The organism is Neisseria sp. P0009.S010 (genome assembly GCF_051958545.1).
GTDB classification, from domain to species: domain Bacteria; phylum Pseudomonadota; class Gammaproteobacteria; order Burkholderiales; family Neisseriaceae; genus Neisseria; species Neisseria subflava_A.
This window is the reverse complement of record NZ_JBQCVH010000001.1, coordinates 169,114-194,038: the sequence shown is the minus strand read 5'-3', so window position 1 is coordinate 194,038 and position 24,925 is coordinate 169,114. Positions and strand designations below refer to the sequence as shown.

Here is a 24,925-nt window from a genome sequence, read left to right as displayed (position 1 = left end):
ATTTTCTGAATCTGCCTATTTTATCAGTTTTCAGACGGCCTTTCCGTGCGATTTTTGCAGAGGCCGTCTGAAACGGTTAAAATGCCGCAAAACCCTGTCAGGAAACCTTTTTATGCTGTTTAACCACACACCGGACGAGCTGTTGCGCTTGTGCGGACACACGCTGGATTTGGCCAAACAATCCGGCGCCACCGCGGCCGAAGCCGATTTCAGCGAGTCGCTCGGTCAAAGCGTCAGCGTGCGCTTGGGCGAAATCGAACAAATCGAGTTCCAACAAGACAAATCTTTAGACATTACGGTCTATGTCGGCCAACGCAAAGGCCGAGCCAGCACTGCCGACTTTTCCGAACGCGCCCTGCAAGATACGGTCAAAGCCGCCATCGATATTGCACGCTATACCGCCGAAGACGATTGCGCCGGCCTTGCCGACGCTGCCTTGATGGCAACCCATATCGGCGACCTCGACCGCTACCACGAATGGGATTTGAGTACCGAATCCGCCATTGATTTGGCCAAGCAATGCGAACAGGCCGCTCTGTCAACGGACAAACGCATTGAAAATTCCGAAGGCGCATCGGTTCATACCGGCCATTACCAATATGTTTACGGCAACACCCACGGCTTTGCCGCACACCAGCAAAGCACGCACCACAGCATTTCTTGCAGCGTGGTCGCCAGCGACGAACACGGCATGCAGCGCGACTATTGGTATGATTCTTCCTGCCGTCAAGAAGACATGGACGCGCCCGAACTCATCGGCCAAACTGCAGCCGAACGGACTTTACGCCGTCTGAATAGCTGCAGCGTTCCGACCGGCAGCTATCCCGTACTGTTTGATACCACTGTCGCAGTCGGCTTAATCGGCCACCTTATCGGCGCACTCAGCGGCGGCGCGCTCTACCGCCAAAGCAGCTTCCTGATTGACAGTATCGGCAAACAGGTGCTTCCCGAATTTCTCAGCCTTCGCGAAGAACCGCATATCCTGCGCTCGTTCCGCAGCACTTATTTCGATGCCGAGGGCGTGTCCACGCAGCCGCGTTTTGTGGTGAAAGACGGTATCGTCGAAGGCTATTTCCTCAGCAGTTACAGCGCGAAAAAACTCGGTATGCAGACAACGGGCAACGCCGGCGGTGCGCACAATCTGTATCTGAACCACACCCACGCCACGCAGGCCGACCTGTTGAAAGAAATGGGAACAGGTTTGCTGGTTACCGAATTGATGGGACAAGGCGTCAACGGCATTACCGGCGACTACTCGCGCGGCGCGGCCGGTTTTTGGGTGGAAAACGGCGTCATTGCCTATCCGGTTCAGGAAATCACCATTGCCGGACGTTTGCAGGATATGTACCGCGACATCACCGGCGTGGCAGACGACGCATTACGCCGTTCATCCAATCAAATCGGCTCCATCTTGGTTTCTAAAATGACGGTTGCCGGCAACTGATTGAACTAAATATACAAAAGGCCGTCTGAAAGATATCTTTTCTTTTCAGACGGCCTCGCCGTTATCTACTTCCATAAAAAACACATCATGCATATTGTCGTTATCCCCTCTTGGTATCCTTCTTCCGAAACTGACGTGGACGGAATCTTTTTCCGTCTCCAAGCCCAAGCCCTGCAACGTGAAGGCATGAAAATCGGCATGGTCGTACCCATGTTCCGCTACTTGAGAAGTCAGCCGAAAACCATCTTCTCGCGCTTCTACGGCCTGCGCCGCCATCAGCAAGGCGGACTCAACACTTACGCCTACGACAGCATGTATTTCTTCCCGCGCTGCCCGGTTGTCGACATCGACCGCATCCGCTGGGTCAATGCAGGCATGAAAGCTTTTGAAGCCTATATCGCCGACAACGGCAAACCCGACGTAATTCACGCCCATTGCGTCAACTATGCCGCCATTTTGGCCTGTGCCATCTTCAAAAAATACGGCATTCCCTATGTAATTACCGAACACAGCAGCGCCATTTCACGCGGCCTTGTCCGAAAAAACCAATGGCCGTCCATGCACGAAGCCGTGCGCCACAGCGCGACCCGATTCGCCGTCAGCCGTGATTTCTGCCGCATTCTCGAAAAAACCTACGCCGGTACAGACTGGCAATACCTGCCCAATATGCTGGGCGGCAATTTTGAACAGGATTTCGAGTTCCCCGAAAAAAACAATCAAGACTTCACCTTCTGCAGCGTCTCCCACCTGCGCCACCTCAAAGGCCACGACCTGCTCCTGCCTGCTTTTGCCGAAGCACTCAAAACCTATCCGCAGCTCAAACTCAAAATCGGCGGCGGCGGCGTAGAAGAAGGCCGTCTGAAACAACTGGCAAGCGACTTGGGCATCAACCACGCCGTTACCTTTACCGGCGCATTAACCACCGACCAAACCCTGGATCTCATGCGCCACAGCAACGCATTCGTCCTCGCCAGCCGTACCGAGACCTTCGGCGTCGTCTATATCGAAGCACTGTCGCAAGGTTTGCCCGTTATCGCCACACGTTGCGGCGGCCCCCAATCCATCGTCACATCCGACAATGGCCTGTTGGTACCAATTGAAAACATACCGGAACTGACCAAAGCTTTGCTCACCCTCTACGAAAACCATGCACACTACGATCCCGTCCGTTTGCGCCAAGATTGCCTGCAACAATTCGGCAGCCGTGCCATTGCGCAACACCTGATCGACACCTTCCAAAAAGTGCTTAATAAATAGGCATAAACCATACAGGCCGTCTGAAATCCTTCAGACGGCCTGCCTGCTTCCAACAAGACAAATCTAGTGTAAATTTAAGACAATAACTAAACTTTTTGATTTAAAATCAGTCGAAGGAAAAATTGTTACCTACAATAATATCCCACATATATTATGCGCTATTACGGAACGATTACTCGCTGGAACAGCAAGCGCGGCTTCGGAGCCGCTACCATAGAAGACACAGGCCAAGAAATCTTTCTTGCCCTTGCCGCCTTCACCACCCTTACCCGCCTTCCGGCCGAAGGGCAACACATCTCCTTCAACATCACAGAAGGCCGACGCGGCCGCAAAGAAGCCGAAAACGTCTGCTTCGCCCTCGATTGCGCCGACTGCTTCGATGTCCTCGTCCCTCCCCCTGAAAAACCCCTCGCCGGCAAACAAGCTATCGTCGGCCTGATTGCCGTTATCTTCGTCTGCAGCATTTTCGCCGTCTTGTGGTACGGCCTCCACTTTTCCGACAACACACCGGAAGAGCCTGTCGTCAAAAAACAAGAAACCATGGTTCACGAAGTAGCCGCCAAAATCGAAGCCGAACGCAAAGCATGGCGCGATGCCGTCAACGGCAACAACCAACGCTCGGGGCAACCTCAACGCTCCAAAGATAATACTTCAAAACAATAACGCTGTATCCAATACAAAAAGGCCGTCTGAAAAAATGGGAAGATGAAATTATAGATTTCTTCCTCATTCTTTCAGACGGCCTTTGTTCTTACCTCAATTCGGCTCCGCCATTTCCAACGCCTGTTTGATGTTCACGGCGACGACGCGCGAGACGCCTTTTTCCTGCATGGTTACGCCGACGAGCTGCTCTGCCATTTCCATGGTCAGGCGGTTGTGGGAGATGTAGAGGAACTGGGTTTGCGCTGACATTTCTTTGACCAGATTGCAGAAACGCGAGGTGTTGGCGTCGTCCAGCGGGGCGTCGACTTCGTCCAGAAGGCAGAAGGGGGCGGGGTTGAGGCTGAACAGGGCGAACACGAGGCTCATGGCGGTGAGGGCTTTTTCACCGCCGGAGAGGAGGTGGATGGTGCTGTTTTTCTTGCCGGGCGGGCGCGCCATGATGGACACGCCGGCGGTCAGGAGGTCGTCGCCTATCATCTTGAGGGTGGCTTCGCCGCCGCCGAACAGGGTCGGGAAGAAGGTTTGGACTTTGCCGTTGACAGCGTCGAAGGTTTCTTTGAAACGCTCTTTGGTTTTGTCATCGATTTGGGCGATGGCTTCTTCCAAAAGCACGATAGCGGCCTGTACGTCTTCGCTTTGGCTGCGGTAGTAGCCGTCGCGTTCGCGCGCTTCTTCGAGTTCTTGCAGGGCGGCGAGGTTGACGGCGCCGAGGGCTTCGATTTGCTGGGTGAGGCTGCCGATGCTGTTGTTCAATACTTTTGGTGATTCTTTCGCCAACGCTTCGAGCGCGTCCAAATCGGCGGCGCGTTCAGTCAGGTTTTGATGGTAGCGTTTGGCGTTAATCAGGGCTTCCTGCTGCTGCAACAGGGCGGTTTGGGTGGCGGCCTGAAGCTGCGGCAGCTTGGTTTGCAGGGTTTGCACTTTAGCGTATTGCTCCCTGCCCTGCTCCTGAATCTGCGCGAGTTTCTCCTGTACAACAATATATTCTTCGTCCAAGGTCTGTACGGCTTCGCTTAATTCTTCAAGCTTGATGTGCTGCTCGTCGTTTTGGAACTCGGTTTCATAGGCGAGGGCAAGCTCTTGCTGGCGTTCCTGCCAGTCGAATGTTTGCTGTTCAAGCTGGGCAATTTGCTGTTGGTAGTTTTGTTTTTGCTGGTTGAGCTTGTGAACGGCGACTTCCGCCAGCCCGTATTGTCGGTTGGCTTCCAACAGGGCAAGCTGCGCCTGTTTCAGACGGCCTTGCTGCTCTTGGCGGCTGTGTGCGGTGGTTTGCTGCTGGTGTTCGAGTTCAGCGGCGGCCTCTTGCAAGGTAACGATGTCGTCTGCAAGGCCGTCTGAAGTATGTTGCAACACGGTCTGCTCTTCCGCCAACTGCGCCAGTTCGCGCTCGATGTGTTCGCGGCGGATTTGCCCTTGGTTGGTGCGCGCTAAAAGTTCGGCGGCGCGTTGCTGCGCTTGGCTGTATTGGCGCGTATGCTGCTGTTGCTGCTGCATCAGGTTTTTATGTTGCACTTCGGACGAGCGCACGGTTGCCTCCGCCTGTTTGAACGAGGCTTCGGCGGCGGAGAGTTCGGGGGCGAGGTTTTCCAGTTCGGACGCAATGCCGTCGAGACGGGCTTTTTGGGCAATCAGGCTTTCCTGCGCGGGTTTGGCATAGAGCAGGACGCTGACTTTATCGACCTGATGGCCTTCGGGCGTGAGCCAGATTTGGTGGGCGCCCAAATCGCTTTGATGCGCGAGGGCGTAGCTCAAATCGGGCGCGCACAATACGCCGTCGAGCCAGTGGTGCAATGCCGTCTGAAACGGCGGCTGCGCTTGGATTTGGTTCAACAATGCCTGTACGGGCAGGGATTTTTTGAAGCCGCCGGAGAGGTCGTCTGAAAGCCATGCCGCCTGCCCCTGCGGCAAAGGTGCGGGGGGAACGAAGCCGTGCGGCACGGCGCGGGCATGCAGGCGTTCAGCAAGGATGACGGACAAGGCGTGCTGCCACTCGGCGGGCGCGGTGATGTGTTGCCACAGCTGCGGCGCGGCGGCGTGGTCGGTTGCCTGCCAGAAGTCGGCGGCTTCCTGCTGTTGCGACAGGATTTGCGACAATGCCTGCTGCTGCGCCTGCAAGGTGATGTGTTGCTGCTTCAGGCTTTGGAAGCGGTTTGAGGCCGTCTGAAACGCCTCGCGGGCGGCGTGTAAGGCTTCTTCGGCGGCAATGATTTGCTCTTCGTAATGCTCTTGCTGGCTTTGCAACAAGGCGGCGGCTTCCTGCGCGGCTGTGGTTTCGGCTTCGTCGGGCAGGTTCAGGGCTTGGTTTTCCTGCTTCAGACGGCCTTTGCGCTCTTCGTGCTTGGCAACGGTTTGTTCGGCATGGGCAAGCTGCTGCTGCTTCAACGCCAGTTCGCGGCGGATGCGGTTTGCCTCGTCCTGCTGGGTTTGGAAGGCGGCGTTAAGCGTGGCTTGGGCTTCTTCCAATTCGGGCAGACGCTCTTCGTGTTCAGCAACCTGCATCGCCCATTCCGCCAATTCGGTTTGCTTTTCTTCGACGTATAACTCGTTTTCTTCCAGCTTGACGCAGATTTGCTGCTGCTCTTGATGGATGCGCTGCAACTGCGCCTGCGCCGCCTGCTTGTCGCGTTCGATGCGTTGGTGCAGGTTTTGCTGATGGCGGATTTGTTCTTCCAAACGGGCAATCTGCTCGCGCAACACGCCGCGTTTGTTGCTCAATTCGTGTACCGCCTGCTGCTGCGACTGCTCGGCGGTCTGCAAGGCGTGTACTTCGTCGTTTAACGCCTGAACCTGCGCGGCGGTTTCGTCCTGCTGCGCCTGCAAAGACTGATGCTGCGCGGTCGCCTTGTCGGCGGCGGCAAGCGATTGCTGCCATTGCGCGTAATCAAGCAAATCCTGTTGTTGGTTTAACTGCGCGGTCAGGGATTTGTAGCGTTCGGCGGTTTCCGCTTGTTTTTCCAGCTTTTCCACCTGACGCGCCAACTCGTTCTGCAAATCGCCCAAACGCTGCAAATGCTCGCGCGTGTCTTTCAGACGACCTTCCGTCTCCTTGCGGCGTTCCTTATATTTGGACACGCCCGCCGCCTCCTCGATATAGGCGCGCAACTCCTCCGGCCGCGCTTCGATGATGCGCGAAATCATCCCCTGTTCGATAACGGCATAACCGCGCGCGCCCACGCCCGTACCCAGAAACAAATCGGTAATGTCGCGGCGGCGCACGGTCTGATTGTTGATGAAATAAGTCGATTCGCCCTGACGCGTCAGCTGCCGCTTGATGCTCACCTCTGCATACTGCCCCCACGCCCCCTGCAAACTGTGGTCGCTGTTGTCAAACACCAGCTCCACCGAAGCTCTCGGCGCAGGACGGCGCGTTGCCGCACCGTTAAAAATCACGTCCTGCATACTCTCGCCGCGAAGCTGCTTCGCCGAAGCCTCTCCCAACACCCAGCGCACCGCGTCAATCACATTCGACTTGCCGCAGCCGTTCGGCCCGATAACCGCAACAAGCTGCCCCGGAACATGAATCGTGGTCGGGTCGGTAAAAGATTTGAAGCCGGAGAGTTTAATGTGGGTAAGGCGCATGGCAATGTTTCGAATCTGAAAAGAAGGCGTATTTTAACGGAAATACGCTGATCCGTTGAGAGAAAAGCATCCATAAAGTCCGACTGCTTTTTTATCTTCAAAAGGCCGTCTGAAAAGTTTGTTAAAAAGAAACAGACTAGTATTGAACTCACTAAACTATTTAAAAGAAATTCATATAAAACAATTAACTAAAAAAACACCTGCCCAACCACCTGCCCTTTGATTAATTTTTGTACAGAAATGCAAACAATCTGTTTATTTTTTTATGATTTATGGTTATTATCGGGCTTTAAAGGTTTAAAAATCAGATAAACGATATCTCCGACCTTTTCATCAAGCGAATAACGATACAGGGAATCTCATGTCAAACATCCAAACCAAACTTAAAACCATCGTTTTTACAGCCATCAGCGCAGCCATCTTGTCCGCATGCGGTGGTGGCGGAGGCGGCGGTTCATCTGCTTTAAGCACCGGCGCGACTCCTACCAATAATACCGGCAACTCTACTGGCAATAATGGCAATCCTGCCAACAATAACAGCAATGTCAACACTCCGAAAGCGCCGTCTACTACGCTTACCAACAGTGCCGACAACCTCGCCAAACTGACCGATGAAGATCCAATCGATCCGGCCAACGTTACCCAGCCTTTGCACACACATTTCATCTCCTCCAAAGGTGCACAGCAATCCAACCCTAACGTACAAATCCGCAAAGATGCCGCAGGCAAAATGTTCCAAACAGACAATCAAGACCGTAACCAAAATGGCCTGATCAGTTCTATTGACTTTAACAGCAATGATGAAGTCAAAATGGACGGCGTTGTGTTATTTAACAAGACCACTGATGGCAACGCAACCCAAACTACATGGACAAGCTACGCTTCTGTTATTGCCAAAGTATATTCAAAAGGCAATACTCAAACTGATGTCAGCGAACAAACGGGCAAAGAGAAAAATACCGAATTCGCATACGGCAAATCAACTTTGGATGAACGTATTGTTGAACTTTATAAGAAGTTAGAAGCTGAAAAAGAAAATCTAAAAAAAGAACAAAACTCAGAGTCTGGTCAAGTTGATCATGACAAAATAAAGGAAATTAAAGCTAAAATTGAAGAATTAAATACCTTACACGCTAAAAATCTTGAAGTTCGGGCTAAACTAGCAGAAATGAATGAAAAAGCCAGCAAGAATCTAGCCTATTTCCGTCCAGACCAAGATGGCTTAGTTTTTGACAAACAATTCGACGGTGTCTATGTCATCAATTTTGATGACAAAACCAAAATTGTGTTGCATGATCCTTCTGCGGCCGGCTGGACATATCAAACCTTCGCGCATTACACCGATCCTAAAGGACATGTATACCAAGGCTACCAAAGCTTGGGCGATGAGACTGTCTTCACTACCCTGCCTGCTAAAGGTACAGCCACCTACAAAGGTATTTCCACTGCCTATGTGGTTACCGACAATAACAATCGTCAGTTGACTTCCAATGTCATGGCTATCATTGATTTCGGCCTCAAAGGTGTCCGTTTTGAAACATCAAACTCACACTTCCATACTTTGGAAAATGGTAAGCGCGTATCCAAAGCAGATAAAAACTACGATTTCAAAGGTACGGCAAGCTGGAAAGACGGCAACCTCTTCTCCGGTAAAGTCAGCACGGCCGATGACAAGTTAAGCGGCAACCTGAACGGCAAATTCTACGGCCCCAATGCTGCAGAAATCGGCGGCACTTACGGCTTAAAAAACAAAGATGCAACCGAACACTTAATCGGTGGCTATGGCGCGAAACGTCAATAACCCTGCCTAAACAAAAGGCCGTCTGAAGTTTCAGACGGCCTTTTGTTTTTTAACTTGGTTTACACCGATACGGCTGCTTTGATATGTGGATGTGGATCGTAGCCTTCCAATTCGAAGTCTTCAAATTTGAAGGCAAACAAGTCTTTGACTTCAGGGTTGATTTTCATGGTCGGCAGTTTTCGGAAATCGCGGCTTAATTGCAGCTGGGCCTGCTCGATATGGTTGCTGTACAAATGCGCATCGCCAAACGTATGGATAAACTCACCGGCTTCCAGTCCGCACACTTGCGCCATCATCATGGTCAACAATGCATAGCTGGCGATGTTGAACGGTACGCCAAGGAAGATATCGGCGCTGCGTTGGTAAAGTTGGCAGGACAGTTTGCCGTTGGCAACGTAAAACTGAAACAGCGCATGGCAAGGCGGCAAGGCCATTTCGTCGACCAAAGCGGGATTCCATGCCGATACAATCAGACGGCGCGAGTCGGGATTTTTCTTGATTTGTTCCACCACGTTGGCAATTTGGTCGATATGGCGGCCGTCGGGTGCGGGCCAGCTGCGCCATTGGTAGCCGTAAACCGGGCCTAAATCGCCGTTTTCGTCCGCCCATTCGTCCCAAATGGAAACGTTGTTCTCTTTCAGGTATTTGATGTTGGTATCACCTTTGAGAAACCAAAGCAGCTCATGAATAATCGAGCGAAGATGCAATTTTTTGGTAGTCAACAACGGAAAGCCTTCACTCAAATCAAAACGCATTTGGTAACCGAACACGGAACGCGTGCCGGTGCCGGTACGGTCGGATTTGTCGATACCATTGTCGAGAACATGGCGCATAAGGTCGTGATAGGCTTTCATGTGTTTCCTTAATGTATGTGTTGTGGGAATTTCGTGTGTATTGTACCGAATTTTCAGACGGCCTGCCTCTCTGTCTTCAATAGGCCAGCCTTCCCCATATTCGCGTAGTACACTCATTAACAATGTTGACAATTCAGCTCTAATTTACACAAATTCATGAGCTGAATTAAATTTTTACAAAAAAATTTTCAATATTTCCTAGTTTAATTACTCGGCATTTTATTTTTATTTAAATCTATTTAATGAAATATTTTTAGATATTTTTAATTAAATTTAAAATATAATTCCATTTTTACAAATTAGTAAAAAAATAATGTCAACAATCTAGGTAAAATTTTTCTTGGCAAGTAAAATTTTTACAGCTATATTTCAAAACATAAATATTGAAATATCTCACTCAATAGGAGTAGAAAAATGACTGACCTGAACACCCTGTTTACCAATCTCAAACAACGCAACCCCAACCAAGAACCCTTCCATCAAGCCGTTGAAGAAGTGTTCATGAGTTTGGATCCGTTTTTGGCGAAAAACCCGAAATACACCCAACAAAGCCTGCTTGAGCGTATTGTTGAACCGGAGCGCGTGATTATGTTCCGCGTCACTTGGATGGACGACAAAGGCCAAGTCCAAGTCAACCGCGGCTACCGCATTCAAATGAGCTCCGCCATCGGCCCTTACAAAGGCGGCTTGCGCTTCCACCCGACCGTCGATTTGGGCGTGTTGAAATTCCTCGCTTTTGAACAAGTCTTCAAAAACGCGCTGACCACCCTGCCTATGGGCGGCGGCAAAGGCGGTTCCGACTTTGATCCTAAAGGCAAATCCGATGCCGAAGTAATGCGCTTCTGCCAAGCCTTTATGACCGAACTCTACCGCCACATCGGCGCCGACACCGACGTCCCTGCCGGTGACATCGGCGTAGGCGGCCGCGAAATCGGCTATCTGTTCGGCCAATACAAAAAAATCCGCAACGAATTTGCTTCCGTCCTGACCGGCAAAGGCCTCGAATGGGGCGGCAGCCTGATTCGCCCTGAAGCCACCGGCTACGGCTGCGTGTATTTTGCCCAAGCCATGTTGGAAACCCGCAACGACAGCATTGAAGGCAAACGCGTATTGATTTCCGGCTCCGGCAACGTGGCGCAATACGCTGCCGAAAAAGCCATCCAACTGGGTGCAAAAGTATTGACCGTCTCCGACTCCAACGGCTTTGTCCTCTTCCCTGACAGCGGTATGACCGAAGCGCAACTGGCCGCTTTGATCGAGCTGAAAGAAGTACGCCGCGAACGCGTGGCTACTTACGCCAAAGAACAAGGCCTGCAATACTTTGAAAACCAAAAACCGTGGAACATCGCGGCCGAAGTCGCCCTGCCTTGCGCCACCCAAAACGAATTGGATGCAGACGCTGCCAAAATCCTGCTGGCAAACGGTTGCTATGTGGTTGCCGAAGGTGCGAACATGCCGTCAACTTTGGGCGCGGTCGAACAATTTATCAAAGCCGGCATCCTCTACGCTCCGGGCAAAGCCTCCAACGCCGGCGGCGTAGCGACTTCAGGTTTAGAGATGAGCCAAAACGCCATCCGCCTGTCTTGGACCCGTGAAGAAGTCGACCAACGCCTGTTCGACATCATGCACAACATCCACGAATCCTGCCTGAAATACGGCAAAGTCGGCGACAAAGTGAACTATGTCAATGGTGCGAACATTGCCGGTTTTGTCAAAGTAGCCGATGCCATGTTGGCACAAGGTTTCTAAACCTCTATCCAGCCAAACCAAAGGCCGTCTGTTTTCAGACGGCCTTTTTCTTTTCATGCAAATTTTATACGCCCAAATAACCTTCCCTGCTGGAAAGCCACCTTGCCAGATGCGCTTCGACGATTTCGGGGTTTTGTTCGATTAACATGGGCGCGATTTCGCGCGCTTGTTCCAAGAGGTGCAGGTCTTCTTCGAGGTTGGCGAAGCGCAGCATGGGGACGCCGCTTTGGCGCGCGCCGAGAAATTCGCCGGGGCCGCGGATGTTGAGGTCTTGGCGGGCGATTTCAAAGCCGTCGGTGTGTTCGTAGATGACTTTCAGCCGTGCTTTGGCGAGTTCGCTCAAAGGTTCGGCAAACAAGAGGACGCACACGCTTTCTGCCGCGCCACGCCCTACCCGCCCGCGTAATTGGTGCAGCTGCGCCAAGCCCATGCGCTCGGCGTGTTCGATCACCATCAGAGCGGCATTGGGCACATCTACGCCGACTTCGATGACGGTGGTGGCGACCAAGACGTTCAGACGGCCTGCGGCAAACTCCGCCATGACTTCGGCTTTTTCGGCGGCTTTCATGCGCCCGTGTACCAAGCCGATGTTGAGTTCGGGCAAGGCTGCCTGAAGCTGCTCGAGGGTTTCGGTGGCGGTTTGCAGTTGCAAGGTTTCGCTTTCTTCAATCAGCGGACAAACCCAGTATGCCTGCTGCCCTTTGCGACAAATATTAAGGACGAAGCCTTCGACTTCAGCGCGACGGACGTTGTTAACAAGACGGGTTTTAATCGGCGTGCGTCCGGGCGGCAATTCGTCGATGACGGACACGTCCAGGTCTGCGAAGAAACTCATGGCGAGCGTGCGCGGAATGGGGGTGGCAGACATCATCAGTTGGTGTACGTCGCGTCCTTTGTTTTTGAGGGCGAGGCGTTGGGCGACGCCGAAGCGGTGTTGTTCGTCCACAATCACCAAACCTAGGTTTTGAAACTCAACGTCGTCTGAAAACAGAGCGTGCGTGCCGACCGCGATTTTGACAGCGCCGTCAGCCAGTTTGGCTTTGGCTTCATCTTTGGCTTTTTTGCGCTGACTGCCGGAAAGCCAAACGACTTCAAGCCCTAAAGGCTCAAGCCATTGTTTGAACTTGATGAAGTGCTGTTCGGCAAGGATTTCGGTCGGCGCCATTACAGCCACCTGCGCACCGGATTCGATAGCAGTCAAAGCAGACAAGGCGGCCACAATGGTTTTGCCGCTGCCAACATCGCCTTGCAGCAGGCGGTGCATGGGGTGGGTTTGCGCCATATCGTGGCAGATTTCGGAAACAACTCTTTCTTGCGCATCAGTCAGGGCAAACGGCAAAGCGTGGCGCAGGGCTTGAGTCAATGTGCCGTCGCCACCCAATGCCGTGGCCGAGCCGCTGACGCGCTTCTGCCGTGCCAAGCGCATAGAAAGCTGTTGCGCCAAAAGTTCGTCAAATTTGAGCCGTTGCCATGCAGGCAGCGTGCCGTCTGAAAGTTGATGAATGGTGAAGCTTGGCGGCGGCGAATGCAAAAGGCGCAGGCTTTCGGCAAGGTGCGGCAATTTCAGACGGCCTAATAAAGCATCAGGCAAGGTGTCGTGCAACGGCGTAACGTCCAAGGCCGTCTGAATAATACGGCGCAAAGTGGGTTGATTTAAACCGTTTACGGTCGGATAAATCGGCGTAAGGCTTTCTGCCAAACCGCTGCTCTCGGCATCGCGGATTTTAGGATGAATCATCTCGTCGCCGTGAAACCCGTGCTTGATTTCGCCCACGGCGCGGATGCGCTTGCCGACCGCCATCTGTTTCTGGTTGCTGGCATAAAAGTGGATAAAGCGCAGAAAAAGGACGCTGCCGGAACCGTCGGCGATTTGGACAATCAGCTGCTTGCGCGGCTTAAATGTCACTTCCTGATGAATGACTTCGCCCTCAACCTGACACGGCACGCCGATTGGTGCATCCTTAATCGGCATGATGTGCGTCTCATCCTCATAACGCAACGGCAGGTGCAACACCAAATCCCATGCGGTATGGAGGTTGAGTTTCTCGAGCTTCTTAGCGGAAACATCGGTAATTTTGAGCTGTTTTTGGGTTTCGGGCGTCATCTTAAAAGGCAGCTGATTTAAAGTTTGCTGTATTTTATCCGAAAACAAAAAGGCCGTCTGAACGCAATGTTTCAGACGGCCTTCAAAGCTGAATACTTGAAACAAATGAATATTTGAAAATACGCCGGCTATCGAATCAACTTCAGCCATTGTTAGAAAACAGCTTTCAAAAAAGAAGGATGTTCAATCCATACTTTTATCAGGAATTTGGCCAATAATGTTCACATACCAAATAATGATCCATTCGCTCTAGAAATGCCAATCCAATTTCAATTTGACTGTCCGCGGTTCGCCATAGAAATTGTTTTGACCTCGCGTACGGTTGTAGTTGTTTTCAAAATACGTCCTGTCAGCCAGGTTCGTTCCGATCAGGCTGATTCTGCCGTGTTTGTGAAAGTCATATTGAACAAAGCCATCTATAAGTCCGTAGCCTCCTTGGCGAATATTGTAAAGGCTACTTGTGCGACTTTGCGCGGATATTCCACCACCCAAGGTCAACTTAGTTTGAGGCAAGCGGTAGCTTGTACCGAGGCGGAACATATGTACCGGCGTGAAGTTACTGAAGTTATATGGGTCGGCAGTCGTGTTTTTCTCCAACCGCTCCGCATTGACTTCTGCAGCATTTTTATACTTACTTTTGTTATATGTGTAGCCAACAAAAATACGCCAGTTTTCCGACAATTCGCCAGCCAATTCAAGTTCTGCACCGCTGCTCTTAACCTTACCCACAGGTTTGGCGATGGTTTGGAATGAACCTCCGTTACGACTAGTATCGGGAACAAATCCGAAATCGACAACGGTTCGGTTTTTCTGCTGTAAAACAAATAAGGCAAGCGAAGCATTCAGACGGCCTTGCAAGAACGACCCTTTCCAACCTATTTCATAGTTAGTCCCGATGAGTGGTGGAAGAACGGATTTGCTGGTTACATCAACGTTATCCTGTTGTTTAAAAATCTTAGTATAGCTGGCATACAAGCTTTGTTGCGGTGTCAGGTCGTAGGTAATGCCTGCATATGGCGTGAACCTATGACTTTGCATTTTTGAGGTGTAGTGTTCTTTGTCGATTTTGTTACTGCTCTCAGTTTGAAATGCCGTAGCAGGCTGGCCATAGCGTACAGGCATTTCTTTGGCTTGTGTGGTTTCATAGCGCGTATAGTGCATACCGCCCAAGAGATGCAGACGGTTGGTTGCATTAAAGCGGGTACTGACAGTCAAAGAATGTGTTTTATTCGTGTTAAGGTATTTCGAATAATTGTATAACGCCGGAACATGATCATCTGCAACCTGAACAGTTTTCCACAGCGGCGTTTTCAGATATTGGTTTGCCCATTTCAAATTTCCCTCTTCATCCCGCTCCTGTATTTTGTTTCCATTTGCATCCAATTCGTAAACAGGATCTTGCACCATTACGCGCTCACCATTGTCGTTGACTGTCCAGACAGGCTTACCCTCTGCATCCAAACGAGGAGTATATTTGGTCACATGCGCGCCACTGCATTCCGGCACATAGATCTTGTTATTACCTTTTTCGTTATAAATATGCCAATCTGGTTCGACAATACCTTTTTCTAAAGGATTACGCTCCGGACCATCGGGATGAATGCCGCAACTGCCTGCACCTGCATAACCTTGAGGACGGACAAAATAACGGTTTTGATATATTTCCGTATAAGCAGAACGAATTTTTTCATTGTTATACGCATAACCGACAAAGAAATCATGTTCACGCCCAAGCAGGCGGTAATTACCTGTCAGATCCAGCTTAAAGCCCCATTGCACATCGTGTTTGGTATAGTGCAACGGCATGAAGTTGTAACGGCGGTTGTATGTGTGGCGAAGATTGTATGCTGAGTCGTATAGACGGTTGGGAAACAGGCCTTCTGCATTGTTAATAATTCCTTGCTTTGCAAGCTCCTTATCAATAAACTCTTTTTTATCTACTTCTACACCCGGATCCTGCCAGTCGTTGCATAGGAAATCCAAACCAATGTCCTGCATACATTGATCGAAACCTGCCCGACGTGCTGCCGCCCTTTGGGAGCGATATTGTTCAAAAGCAGATGAATCGAAATGATGGGCAACATAATCTGCTTTTTTCTCTTCATATGTTTTCGTGACGCCATCACGATATTCTTTTAATTTTGCCAACGCCTTGTCTTTAGGCTCAAAAGGGATAACCTCTCCCTTTTCAGTTAGGAAACCCGTTGCCGCAGATGCTGAAATACCTGCCGCGTGTTCGTTTTTCAGAAAAAATTGTCCGACTTTGGCATCTGAATCATTACGCGTATAAGAAATTTCGGCATTGAGTTGCCATCCATTGTCAAAGACATGTTTGAAACCGGAAAAAATATTGTATTTATCAGCATTCAGGCGTGACCATGAGGTTTCACCCAAATAAGTATTACGTGGCAATTTCAAAGGATTGTTACAGGCCGGACTGGAGCTGAAGGCCGCAGTTTTTTGATCCTCACAAGGTAAAATCACGCCGGCAAAATCGGGAATATCTTTATTTTTCTGATAAGTACCCCCAAAAGTCAGCATACTGTTATCACTCAAATCCGTATCGATCACGCCATAAACCATGTCTTTCTTGTTCCATACACCCTCTTTAAAAGAACGGTGGTCCTCATGAACACCAACCAGCCTACCGCGTACCGTATGTTCATTATTCAAGCTTCCAGATACATCCAAAGCCAAACGCTTGCTGCCCCTATGGTCAGTGCTGATTTCACCTGTATGCTTAAACAGAGCTGCTGGCCGCTTACGGATTAAATTAATGGTTCCACCCGGTTCTGAATTGGACTGAGTAAGACCGGTTGCACCTCTGACAACCTCAATGTGATCATAAACAGCAAGGTCTGTACTGGGTGAGACATCGATTTTTGCCGTATAACCCGAACGTCCAGACACATTAGTGGTAATACCGTCTTCACCAATCTGATCAACATAGAAACCACGAGACAAAAAACGAGTTTGTAGGCCCGAATCCCGAACCACGTTGATTCCCGTAGTGTTTTTCATTGCATCTTCTAAAGAATATATTGCTTTATCATCTAGCTGCCGACGCGTCATTACGCTCACCGACTGCGGCGTATCCTTGCCTGAAATACGCAACCCAGTCGCCGTTGCCATCGTTCCGATTGTATAAGACTGACTGCGCTCGGTATTCCTTTGTGCCTGCCGTTTGCCACTGACCTTGACCGTATCCATATCTACATGTTCAACTTCTTGATGTCCTGTATCTGCAAAAACAGTTTGGCAAGGCAGTACTAATAACAAACAAATTGTTTTCATTTGAAAATCAGGTTTCACAACTATTTCCTTAATTAATAGAATCTACTTACCTACTTGATAAAAATTATAATTTATTAATTTTAAATGATATTTAATCTATAAAATTAAAATATAATAGTAATGATAGGCGGAATCATTATATACCTGATGCATTAATATATGAACTTTTTGTTATAGATTTTTTCTTATATCCTGATTTTTAGATAAAAAAAGGCCGTCTGAACACAATGTTTCAGACGGCCTTAATTTAGGTATAACGCGATTAAGCGTTAGCTCCCTGTTGTTCTTGGTAGATTGCTTCGAAGTTGATCGGAGCAAGCAGTACAGGTGGGAAGCCGGCGCGGGTTACGCTGTTGGAAATGGCTTCGCGTGCGTAAGGGAACAGGATGTTCGGACAAGCAACGCCCAACAGCAGTTGTACGTCTTCCTCAGGAATGTTTTCCAAACGGAAGATGCCGCTTTGGGTAACTTCGTTCAAGAACATGGTGCGCTCTTCGTTCAGTTTGGCAGTCACGGTCACGGTAACGTCAACGCTGTAGAAACCGTCTTCCAGTTTGGTGTTGCCGGTAGAAACGCGCATATCCACTTCAGGCGCGCCTTGTTCCAAGAAGATTTGTGGTGCGTGAGGCACTTCCAAAGACAAGTCTTTTACATACAGACGCTCAACGCTGAATACGGGTTGCAATTCTTCGCTCATTTTATTTTCCTAAGTTAAGGGTTAAGGATTCAGTAATTCGTCCAACTTGCCTTCCTGCTGCAAGCGGTACAAATCGGTAAAGCCACCGACATGGGTGTCGCCGATAAAAATCTGCGGCACGCTGCGCTGGCCGGAAAGCTGCTGCATTTCGGCAAAAACTTCCGGATTGCCGTCGATGCGGATTTCGTTGATTTCTTTCACACCCACCGCCTGCAACAGCCTTTTCGCCATGGTGCAGTATGGGCAATATGGACCGGTATAAACAGTAACGGTTTGCATGATTTCTTCCAGAATACCAATGTTCATGACTATATGGGCATAGGTGCTATTTTACAAGTGTTCCCGCCGTACGGTTGTAAAAAACATTCAGACGGCCTTCTGACCATAAACATTTGTGCAGATGCGGAAAAACCATAATTAAAGTATGATAAGCGCTTTCGCAGAATGACTTTTGCCATTTGTTTTTTGGAGAAGAACACATCGCAAAAGTTTTTCTATTCAAAATCAGGTATCCCCATGCTTTCAGGAATCCCCATCCCCAAGGACGCCGTGCGTCCGCCCGAAACTGTCCTCGTCAACATCACGCCGCAAGAAACGCGTGTGGCTGTTTTGGAAGAGAACAATATCTGCGAGCTGCACATCGAGCGCAACAGCGGTCATAGCTTGGTCGGCAATATTTATTTGGGCGTCGTCAAACGCGTCCTTCCCGGCATGCAAAGCGCGTTTATCGATATCGGTTTGGAACGCGCCGCGTTTCTGCACATCGTCGATGTCCTCGAACAACGCCGCAACCCGGACGAAACCCAACGCATCGAACACATGCTCTTTGAAGGTCAGTCCGTCTTGGTTCAGGTCATCAAAGACCCCATCAATACAAAAGGCGCGCGCCTTTCTACACAAATCTCGCTGGCCGGCCGTTTCCTCGTCCATCTTCCGCAAGAAGACCACATCGGCATTTCCCAACGCATTGAAGACGATGCCGAACGCAGCAGTTTGAGGGAGCGTCTCAACAATCTGCTGCCCGAAAACGCCTGCCACGGCTATATTATCCGCACCAATGCTGAAAACGCCTCCGATGACCAACTGCAATCAGACATCAACTATCTGACCAAAGTGTGGGAACACATTCAAAAACAGGCAAAAATTCAGCCGCCCGAAACCCTGCTCTATCAAGATTTGCCATTAAGCCTGCGCGTATTACGAGATATGTTCAGCCTCGATACGCACAAAATCCTGGTCGATTCCACCGAAAACCACCGCCGCATGACCCATTTTGCCGAACAATACGTTCAAGGTGCATTGGGCAGAATCGAGCTGTTCAAAGGTGAACGCCCCCTATTTGAAACCCACAACATCGAGCAGGAAATCGCCCGCGCCCTCCAACCGCGCGTCAACCTCAACTTCGGCAGCTACCTCATCATCGAGTCCACCGAAGCCATGACCACCATCGATGTCAACACCGGCGGCTTTGTCGGCGCGCGCAATTTTGATGAAACCATCTTTCGCACCAACCTCGAAGCCTGCCACACCATCGCCCGCGAACTTCGCCTGCGCAATCTCGGCGGCATCATCATCATCGACTTCATCGATATGGCGCAGGAAGTCCACCGCGAAGCCGTCCTGCAAGAGCTTGCCAAAGCCCTCAGTTTCGACCGCACCCGCGTCACCCTCAACGGCTTTACCAGTCTGGGCCTTGTCGAACTGACCCGTAAACGCTCGCGTGAAAACTTAAGCCAAATCCTCTGCGAACCCTGCCCTTCCTGCCAAGGCCGAGGCCGTCTGAAAACGCCGCAAACCGTGTGCTACGAAATCCAACGCGAAATCGTCCGCGAAGCGCGCCGCTACGATGTCCAAGCCTTCCGCATTTTGGCTGCTCCGAATGTCATCGACTTGTTCCTAGACGAAGAATCGCAATCGCTGGCGATGTTGATAGACTTTATCGGCAAGCCGATTTCGCTGGCAGTCGAAACCGCCTACACGCAGGAACAATACGATATTGTGTTGCTATAAAGATAAAAGGCCGTCTGAAAACTTTTCAGACGGCCTTCTTGTTTGAGCAAATAAAGATTACGGTTTCACTACTTTACCGTTGATTTTGACGGAAGTCAGTTTCAAGTTGTAGGTTTTGCCGTCATCGGTATAACTGATTTGCGCAGGGATATTGTCGATATCGGAAGCAAACGAGTAAGTCACGGTATCGTCGCCACGGCGGACGCGATATTTGCTCACAGGCGTTGTACCGCCGTTCAGTTTATAGCTTTCGCTGCCGATTTTGTTCATGCTGCCGACGGTGTACAGTTTTTTACCGTTGGTAATTTTCAAACCTGACGGCAGGCGCACGTCATTGGCGGCCAGTTGCCATGCCAAAGTGAACAAGTCCATGGCCGGGCCGGATTTTTCGGTTTTCAAATCACCTGCTTTACCATAAGTGATGTTGCCGCCGGAGAATTTGGCCTCGGCATACAATTTACCGCCGCGTACATCTTTGTAGTAAGACGGATTCAAGGTCGTGCCGTTGATGCTGCCGCCTGATTCAAAGCGGATATTGTAAAGCGGTACTTTGATGGTAGAGACGATTTTGTATTGGTTGCCGCTGTGTATGAAGGTCATGGTCGCAGGAATACCGTAGCTGCCTGAGTATTGCAAAACGGCAGATTGCGGCAATTCAGCGGCTTGTGCGCCGATGGAGACAGTGAGCAGGGAAAGTGTCAGCAGGGTTGTTTTAATCGGATTCATGATGTTTTCCTTGTGTGTATCGTGTTTTAATTAAGCCAACAGGCTTTGACCGGCGGCATTGCGTTGTGCATTCAAAACGCGGTTGCCTTCGATTTTCAGACGGCCTGCAACAAAGTCGGCAACGGCTTGCGGGAAAAGCTGGTGTTCAACCGTCAACACGCGTGCGGCAACGTCGTCAGCGGTATCGCCGTCCAAAATAGGAACAATGCCTTGTGAAATAATTGGGCCGCAATCCAGCTCGGGCGTCACAAAATGGATGGTGCAGCCTGCCACTCGGCAACCTGCTTCCAATGCGCGTTCGTGGGTGTGCAGACCGGTGAAAGAAGGCAGGATGGACGGATGGATATTGATCAGGCGGTTTTCATAATGGGCGCAGAATTTGGGAGTCAAAATGCGCATAAAGCCCGCCAATACAACCAAATCGGGCTGATAGGCATCGATTTTTTCCATCATAGCCTGATCAAATGCCAGACGCGAGTCGAAGTTTTTATGGTTCAAACTGTCAGTGGCAATACCGCGCTCTGCCGCCCATGCCAATCCGGCAGCGGTCTCGCTGTTGCTCAATACGGCTGCAATGTTGGCATCGGGAATATTGGCATTCACAATCGCCTGCATATTGCTACCGCGTCCGGAAATAAGGATGACGATATTTTTCATCATAATTCCTTGTTTGTTTGGAACAAAGGCCGTCTGAAACGGAATTTTTCAGACGGCCTTTTATCCGTTGTTTAAGGGCGTAAGCCTTGATTCGGATTATTGAACTTTTTGTACGTCAACTTGTACTGGTTGTTGTGCAGCAGCATCAGGCGCGCCGACTTTAACCAGTTTCACGTCGAATACCAAAGTAGCGTTCGGGCCGATTTTATCGCCGGCGCCAACTTCGCGGTAAGCCAGTTTGGCCGGGATGTAGAATGTTGCTTCGCCGCCTTCTTTCAAGAGTTGGATACCTTCAGTCCAACCTGGAATCACTTGGCTTACAGGGAAGCTTGCAGGGCCGCCGTTGGCTTTGCTACTGTCAAATACGGTACCATCAATCAGACGGCCTTCGTATTCAACGGTAACCACATCGTCTTTAGTCGGTTTTTTGCCTTCGCCTTCTTTGGTGATTTTGTATTGCAGACCGGAAGCGCTGGTTTTCACGCCTTCTTTAGTCGCGTTTTCTTTCAAGAACGCTTCGCCTTTTTCCAAGTTTACTTTGGCATCTTCAGCACGTTTGGCAGCCGCTTTTTCTTGTTGCTCTTGCAGGAACTTCATCATCACTTCCTGAGCTTGGGCTTCAGTCATTTTAACTTCTTTGCCTTCAAACATGGCTTCCATGGCTTCGGTGAAGACTTTCAAATCGATTTCCGTACCTTGGTCTTTCATTTGTTTCAATGAACGGCCGATGTCCACACCCATTGCGTAGCTGGCTTGTTGGGCAGTAGAACCGATGGCAGAAGCATCTGCAGTCGCATTTGAAGCTGCGGAAGCAGCAGGGGCGTCTTTAGCGGCAGTGTCTTTTTGGTTGCAAGCAGTCAGTGCTAACAAAGCAGACAAAGCCAATGCGCTGAATTTGAAAGTTTTGTTCATGATTATGTCTTTTCCGGAAAGGTCAAAAAAGGGGATTATAGCTGAGTTTGATTGAAATGGAATCAAGGTGGATTAAAATTTGTAAAGGCTCTTATCAAAAACATTAAGGCCGTCTGAAAACAGATTTCAGACGGCCTGCTCTTAGCTATCGCTCAAACGATTAATACCAGCCGCGCAGCTTCATTGCTTTTTCAACACGACGGATACTCATCATGTAAGAAGCGGTACGCAGGTCGACATCGTATTCTTGAGCCAAGTTCCAAATATCGCGGAACGCACGGCGCAGGACAACGGTTTCTTTCTCTTGAACTTCGTCAAACTCCCAGTAGTAGCCTTGCAGGTTTTGTACCCATTCAAAATAGGATACCACCACGCCGCCGCAGTTTGCCAAAATATCAGGAACAACCAATACGCCATTTTGACGCAGGATAACGTCGGCTTCTGGAGTAGTCGGGCCGTTTGCACCTTCAACCACGATTTTCGCGCGGACTTTACCAGCGTTTTCAGAAGTCAGTTGGTTTTCCAGCGCGCAAGGGGCGAGTACGTCCACTTCCAAAGCCAAAAGTTCGGCATTGCTGATTTCTTTGCCGTAGCCGGCTTCGTTGGTGATGAAACCTTTGGTTTGGAATTCTTTGATGATTGCTTCCATATCCAAGCCGTTTTCGTTGTAGATGGCAACGTCAACGGTAGAAACGGCAACGATTTTCGCACCGGCTTTGTGTGCATAGTAACCGGTGTGGTAGCCCACATTACCGAAACCTTGAATGGCGTAAGTGGCACCCTTCACGTCTTTGCCCAGTTTTTCCAAAGCTTGGACGGCGGCGAAGTTTACGCCGTAACCGGTGGCTTCGGTACGCGCCAAAGAGCCGCCAAACTCAACCGGTTTACCGGTGAATACGCCCGGTGCGGAATGTTTTACCACGTTTTCATAGGCATCAACCATCCAAGACATGATTTTGCCGTTGGTGTTCACATCAGGTGCAGGAATATCGATTTTCTCGCCGATCAGCGGAGAAATGGCTTCGGAATAAGCGCGGGCAATGCGTTCTAATTCTGCTTCGGAATAATTGCGCGGATCCAAAGTGATACCGCCTTTACCGCCGCCGTAAGGAATACCGGCCACGCAGCATTTGATGGTCATCCAGATAGACAGGGCTTTGACTTCGTCCAGATTTACATTGGGATGGAAGCGCACGCCGCCTTTGTAAGGGCCGACGGCATTATTGTGTTGTGAACGATAGCCGGTGAAGTTTTCTACTGTACCGTTGTCGAGTTTGACAGGGAAGTTGACTTCCAAAACACGTTGCGGCTTTTTCAAGATTTCAAATACTGCTGGGTCGGCATTCAGGCGATCGCAGGCAATTTTTACTTGTTTTTGTGCAATTTCAAACGGATTCAGTGTTTCTTTAACAGCAGATGCGGACATGTATTTTTCCTTTTCATACACATGATTAGACGAGAGCCATACTTGTTACTATATACAAAAACAGGAAAAAATGTAATAGCATGTAGTCGATAAAAAGCAAATCCATTCATTTATATATAAATTTAGTTTGAGGCCGTCTGAAAATATCGGCACGCCGACCAAAAAATTTTCAGACGGCCCAGTATAAATGCTCATCAAACTATTCAAAAAAGCACACAAACCCTTTGTTTTTTAATGCCTACCAAATCACCCTTTTTGTTGACAAAATCCTTTCCACATTGCCAACAGACTGACAGACTTACACCAGCAAAAATTGTTAACAATTTAAACAAATATCCCTTTAAAGAATCAGCAAAACATCGGCAAATCAGGCAAACAATGTTAAAATAAGCGCTTAAATAATATGACAGAAAGCTACTCAATGACCACTGCTGCTTTAGAACACGTTCAAGCCGTTGCCTTTGATTTGGACGGTACCTTATGTGATTCCGTTCCCGATTTGGCCGCAGCAGCCCAAGCCATGTGTGCGCACTTAGGTTTACCTGTTTTGCCTACCCAAACGGTTGGAAGTTATGTCGGCGACGGCATCAGCAAGTTGGTTCATCGCGTCATTACCCATGATCGTGAAAAAGAAGCCGATCCTGAAATCTGGGAAAAAGGTTTTGTGTTCTTTATGAAATATTATCGCGAACACTTGAGCGACTTTACCCGCCCCTACCCTGAAACTGAAGCCGGTCTCGGCCTGCTGAAGTCCTTGGGTATTCCATTGGTTGTCATTACCAATAAAAATGAAATTCTGGCTGCTGAGTTGCTGAAACAACTCAATCTCGACGGCTATTTCAGCTTGGTTCTCGGCGGAGACAGCCTGACTGAGAAAAAACCCAGCCCATTGCCGCTTCAACATGCGGCCGAAGTTTTGGGCATCGACGTTGCCAATATGCTGATGGTGGGCGACTCCAAAAATGACATTATTGCCGCCAAAGCGGCCGGTTGCTTCAGCGTCGGCGTAACATTCGGCTACGGCGACATGACCTTGCTCTCCCAAGACAAAGCGACCAAACCTGATTTGTTGATTCGAGCCCTGCCTGAAATCTACGAAAATCTGCAACCGCAAAAAAACAAAGACGAAGAATAATTCGGCTTTATTTTCAGACGGCCTTTTTAGTGCTTTCACCTAATCAGGCCGTCTGAAATGTAATTCAATGTAGTTTAAATCCCTCCCCTTCCATATCCCCATGAAACCTCCCAAAACCTTACGCGCCCGCGCCTTGGATATTCTTTCCCGTCAGGAAGTCAGCCGTGTCGGCTTGAAACGCAAACTGACTCCACACGCTGAAAGCGAAGAAGAATTGGAAAAGGTTTTGGACGAATTCGCCGAACGAAATTGGCAATCCGACCAACGTTACGCAGAAGCCTATATTCACAGTAAAAGCAACCGTTACGGCACGCTCCGCCTCAAACAAGCCTTGGCTCAACAAGGTATTGATGCAGATGACTGTCGGGAGTTCCTACCCGACAGAGAGGACGAGCTGCAAACCGCTATTTCCGTCTTGCGTAAAAAATTCAAGCAAGAAGCTCAAGATTTGAAAGAAAAACAAAAACAGGCGCGTTTCCTTGCCTATCGCGGCTTTGGTGCCGACACCATTCAGACGGCCTTAAAAACCGCGTGGAATGAAGACGAAGACTTCTATCAATAATCATTCCCACTTGAATCTTTGCTTCTATCGGCGTACCCTTACGCTTTTATTCAAT

Annotated in this window: 18 protein-coding genes; 8 read left to right on the top strand and 10 right to left on the bottom strand. The window is 49.7% G+C overall.

The window, feature by feature from the left end:
* Positions 1-112: 112 nt before the first annotated feature.
* The 3 genes from pmbA to ACTHSN_RS00845 all read left to right on the top strand — a co-directional run bounded on the left by pmbA (position 113) and on the right by ACTHSN_RS00845 (position 3,364).
* Positions 113-1,444, top strand: coding sequence for a metalloprotease PmbA (gene pmbA / locus ACTHSN_RS00855; protein WP_070461405.1), 1,332 nt, complete (start codon positions 113-115; stop codon positions 1,442-1,444).
* Positions 1,445-1,531: 87 nt separating this feature from the next.
* Complete coding sequence (locus ACTHSN_RS00850; protein WP_070461404.1) at positions 1,532-2,701, top strand: glycosyltransferase; 1,170 nt, start codon at positions 1,532-1,534, stop codon at positions 2,699-2,701.
* A gap of 153 nt (positions 2,702-2,854) precedes the next feature.
* On the top strand, positions 2,855-3,364 hold the full coding sequence (locus tag ACTHSN_RS00845; protein WP_070461403.1) for a cold-shock protein: 510 nt from the start codon (positions 2,855-2,857) through the stop codon (positions 3,362-3,364).
* A gap of 93 nt (positions 3,365-3,457) precedes the next feature.
* Here the strand turns inward: ACTHSN_RS00845 and smc are convergent, their stop codons facing one another.
* On the bottom strand, positions 3,458-6,943 hold the full coding sequence (gene smc / locus ACTHSN_RS00840) for a chromosome segregation protein SMC (protein WP_070461402.1): 3,486 nt from the start codon (positions 6,941-6,943) through the stop codon (positions 3,458-3,460).
* A 361-nt stretch (positions 6,944-7,304) separates the two neighbouring features.
* Between smc and ACTHSN_RS00835 the strand changes: the two genes are divergently transcribed.
* Complete coding sequence (locus ACTHSN_RS00835; protein WP_440365010.1) at positions 7,305-8,744, top strand: transferrin-binding protein-like solute binding protein; 1,440 nt, start codon at positions 7,305-7,307, stop codon at positions 8,742-8,744.
* A 59-nt stretch (positions 8,745-8,803) separates the two neighbouring features.
* On the opposite strand, the gene ACTHSN_RS00830 is transcribed toward ACTHSN_RS00835, so the two are convergent.
* Positions 8,804-9,598, bottom strand: a complete 795-nt coding sequence (locus tag ACTHSN_RS00830) for a thymidylate synthase (RefSeq protein ID WP_296186757.1) — start codon at positions 9,596-9,598, stop codon at positions 8,804-8,806.
* A gap of 414 nt (positions 9,599-10,012) precedes the next feature.
* Here ACTHSN_RS00830 and gdhA point away from each other — a divergent pair, with 414 nt between their 5' ends.
* Positions 10,013-11,347 (top strand): NADP-specific glutamate dehydrogenase, encoded by a 1,335-nt coding sequence (gdhA, locus tag ACTHSN_RS00825; RefSeq protein ID WP_003745850.1) that lies wholly within the window; start codon positions 10,013-10,015, stop codon positions 11,345-11,347.
* Positions 11,348-11,411: 64 nt separating this feature from the next.
* On the opposite strand, the gene recG is transcribed toward gdhA, so the two are convergent.
* The 4 genes from recG to grxC form a co-directional block, all read right to left on the bottom strand.
* Complete coding sequence (gene recG, locus ACTHSN_RS00820; RefSeq protein ID WP_440365028.1) at positions 11,412-13,451, bottom strand: ATP-dependent DNA helicase RecG; 2,040 nt, start codon at positions 13,449-13,451, stop codon at positions 11,412-11,414.
* 249 nt (positions 13,452-13,700) lie between these two features.
* The gene (locus tag ACTHSN_RS00815) at positions 13,701-16,745 is read right to left on the bottom strand and encodes a TonB-dependent siderophore receptor (protein ID WP_070461510.1); all 3,045 of its coding nucleotides are present in this window, start codon (positions 16,743-16,745) and stop codon (positions 13,701-13,703) included.
* A 262-nt stretch (positions 16,746-17,007) separates the two neighbouring features.
* A complete protein-coding gene (secB, locus tag ACTHSN_RS00810; RefSeq protein WP_070461399.1) occupies positions 17,008-17,442 on the bottom strand; it encodes a protein-export chaperone SecB in 435 nt (144 codons plus the stop codon).
* A 21-nt stretch (positions 17,443-17,463) separates the two neighbouring features.
* On the bottom strand, positions 17,464-17,721 hold the full coding sequence (grxC, locus tag ACTHSN_RS00805) for a glutaredoxin 3 (protein WP_003684090.1): 258 nt from the start codon (positions 17,719-17,721) through the stop codon (positions 17,464-17,466).
* 237 nt (positions 17,722-17,958) lie between these two features.
* Between grxC and ACTHSN_RS00800 the strand changes: the two genes are divergently transcribed.
* Positions 17,959-19,452, top strand: coding sequence for an Rne/Rng family ribonuclease (locus ACTHSN_RS00800; protein WP_070461398.1), 1,494 nt, complete (start codon positions 17,959-17,961; stop codon positions 19,450-19,452).
* Positions 19,453-19,509: 57 nt separating this feature from the next.
* Here ACTHSN_RS00800 and ACTHSN_RS00795 read toward each other — a convergent pair whose 3' ends face one another.
* From ACTHSN_RS00795 to ACTHSN_RS00780, 4 genes are all read right to left on the bottom strand, one after another.
* The gene (locus tag ACTHSN_RS00795) at positions 19,510-20,178 is read right to left on the bottom strand and encodes a DUF3108 domain-containing protein (RefSeq protein ID WP_107792404.1); all 669 of its coding nucleotides are present in this window, start codon (positions 20,176-20,178) and stop codon (positions 19,510-19,512) included.
* Positions 20,179-20,208: 30 nt separating this feature from the next.
* The gene (purN, locus tag ACTHSN_RS00790; protein ID WP_107792403.1) at positions 20,209-20,835 is read right to left on the bottom strand and encodes a phosphoribosylglycinamide formyltransferase; all 627 of its coding nucleotides are present in this window, start codon (positions 20,833-20,835) and stop codon (positions 20,209-20,211) included.
* A gap of 96 nt (positions 20,836-20,931) precedes the next feature.
* Positions 20,932-21,747, bottom strand: a complete 816-nt coding sequence (locus ACTHSN_RS00785) for an FKBP-type peptidyl-prolyl cis-trans isomerase (protein WP_107792402.1) — start codon at positions 21,745-21,747, stop codon at positions 20,932-20,934.
* Between the two features lie 160 nt (positions 21,748-21,907).
* Positions 21,908-23,173 (bottom strand): Glu/Leu/Phe/Val family dehydrogenase, encoded by a 1,266-nt coding sequence (locus ACTHSN_RS00780; protein WP_049331560.1) that lies wholly within the window; start codon positions 23,171-23,173, stop codon positions 21,908-21,910.
* A gap of 421 nt (positions 23,174-23,594) precedes the next feature.
* On the opposite strand from ACTHSN_RS00780, the gene ACTHSN_RS00775 reads away from it, so the two are divergent.
* Positions 23,595-24,308 (top strand): phosphoglycolate phosphatase, encoded by a 714-nt coding sequence (locus ACTHSN_RS00775; RefSeq protein WP_070461395.1) that lies wholly within the window; start codon positions 23,595-23,597, stop codon positions 24,306-24,308.
* A 100-nt stretch (positions 24,309-24,408) separates the two neighbouring features.
* The gene (recX, locus tag ACTHSN_RS00770; RefSeq protein ID WP_070461394.1) at positions 24,409-24,870 is read left to right on the top strand and encodes a recombination regulator RecX; all 462 of its coding nucleotides are present in this window, start codon (positions 24,409-24,411) and stop codon (positions 24,868-24,870) included.
* Positions 24,871-24,925 lie beyond the last annotated feature (55 nt).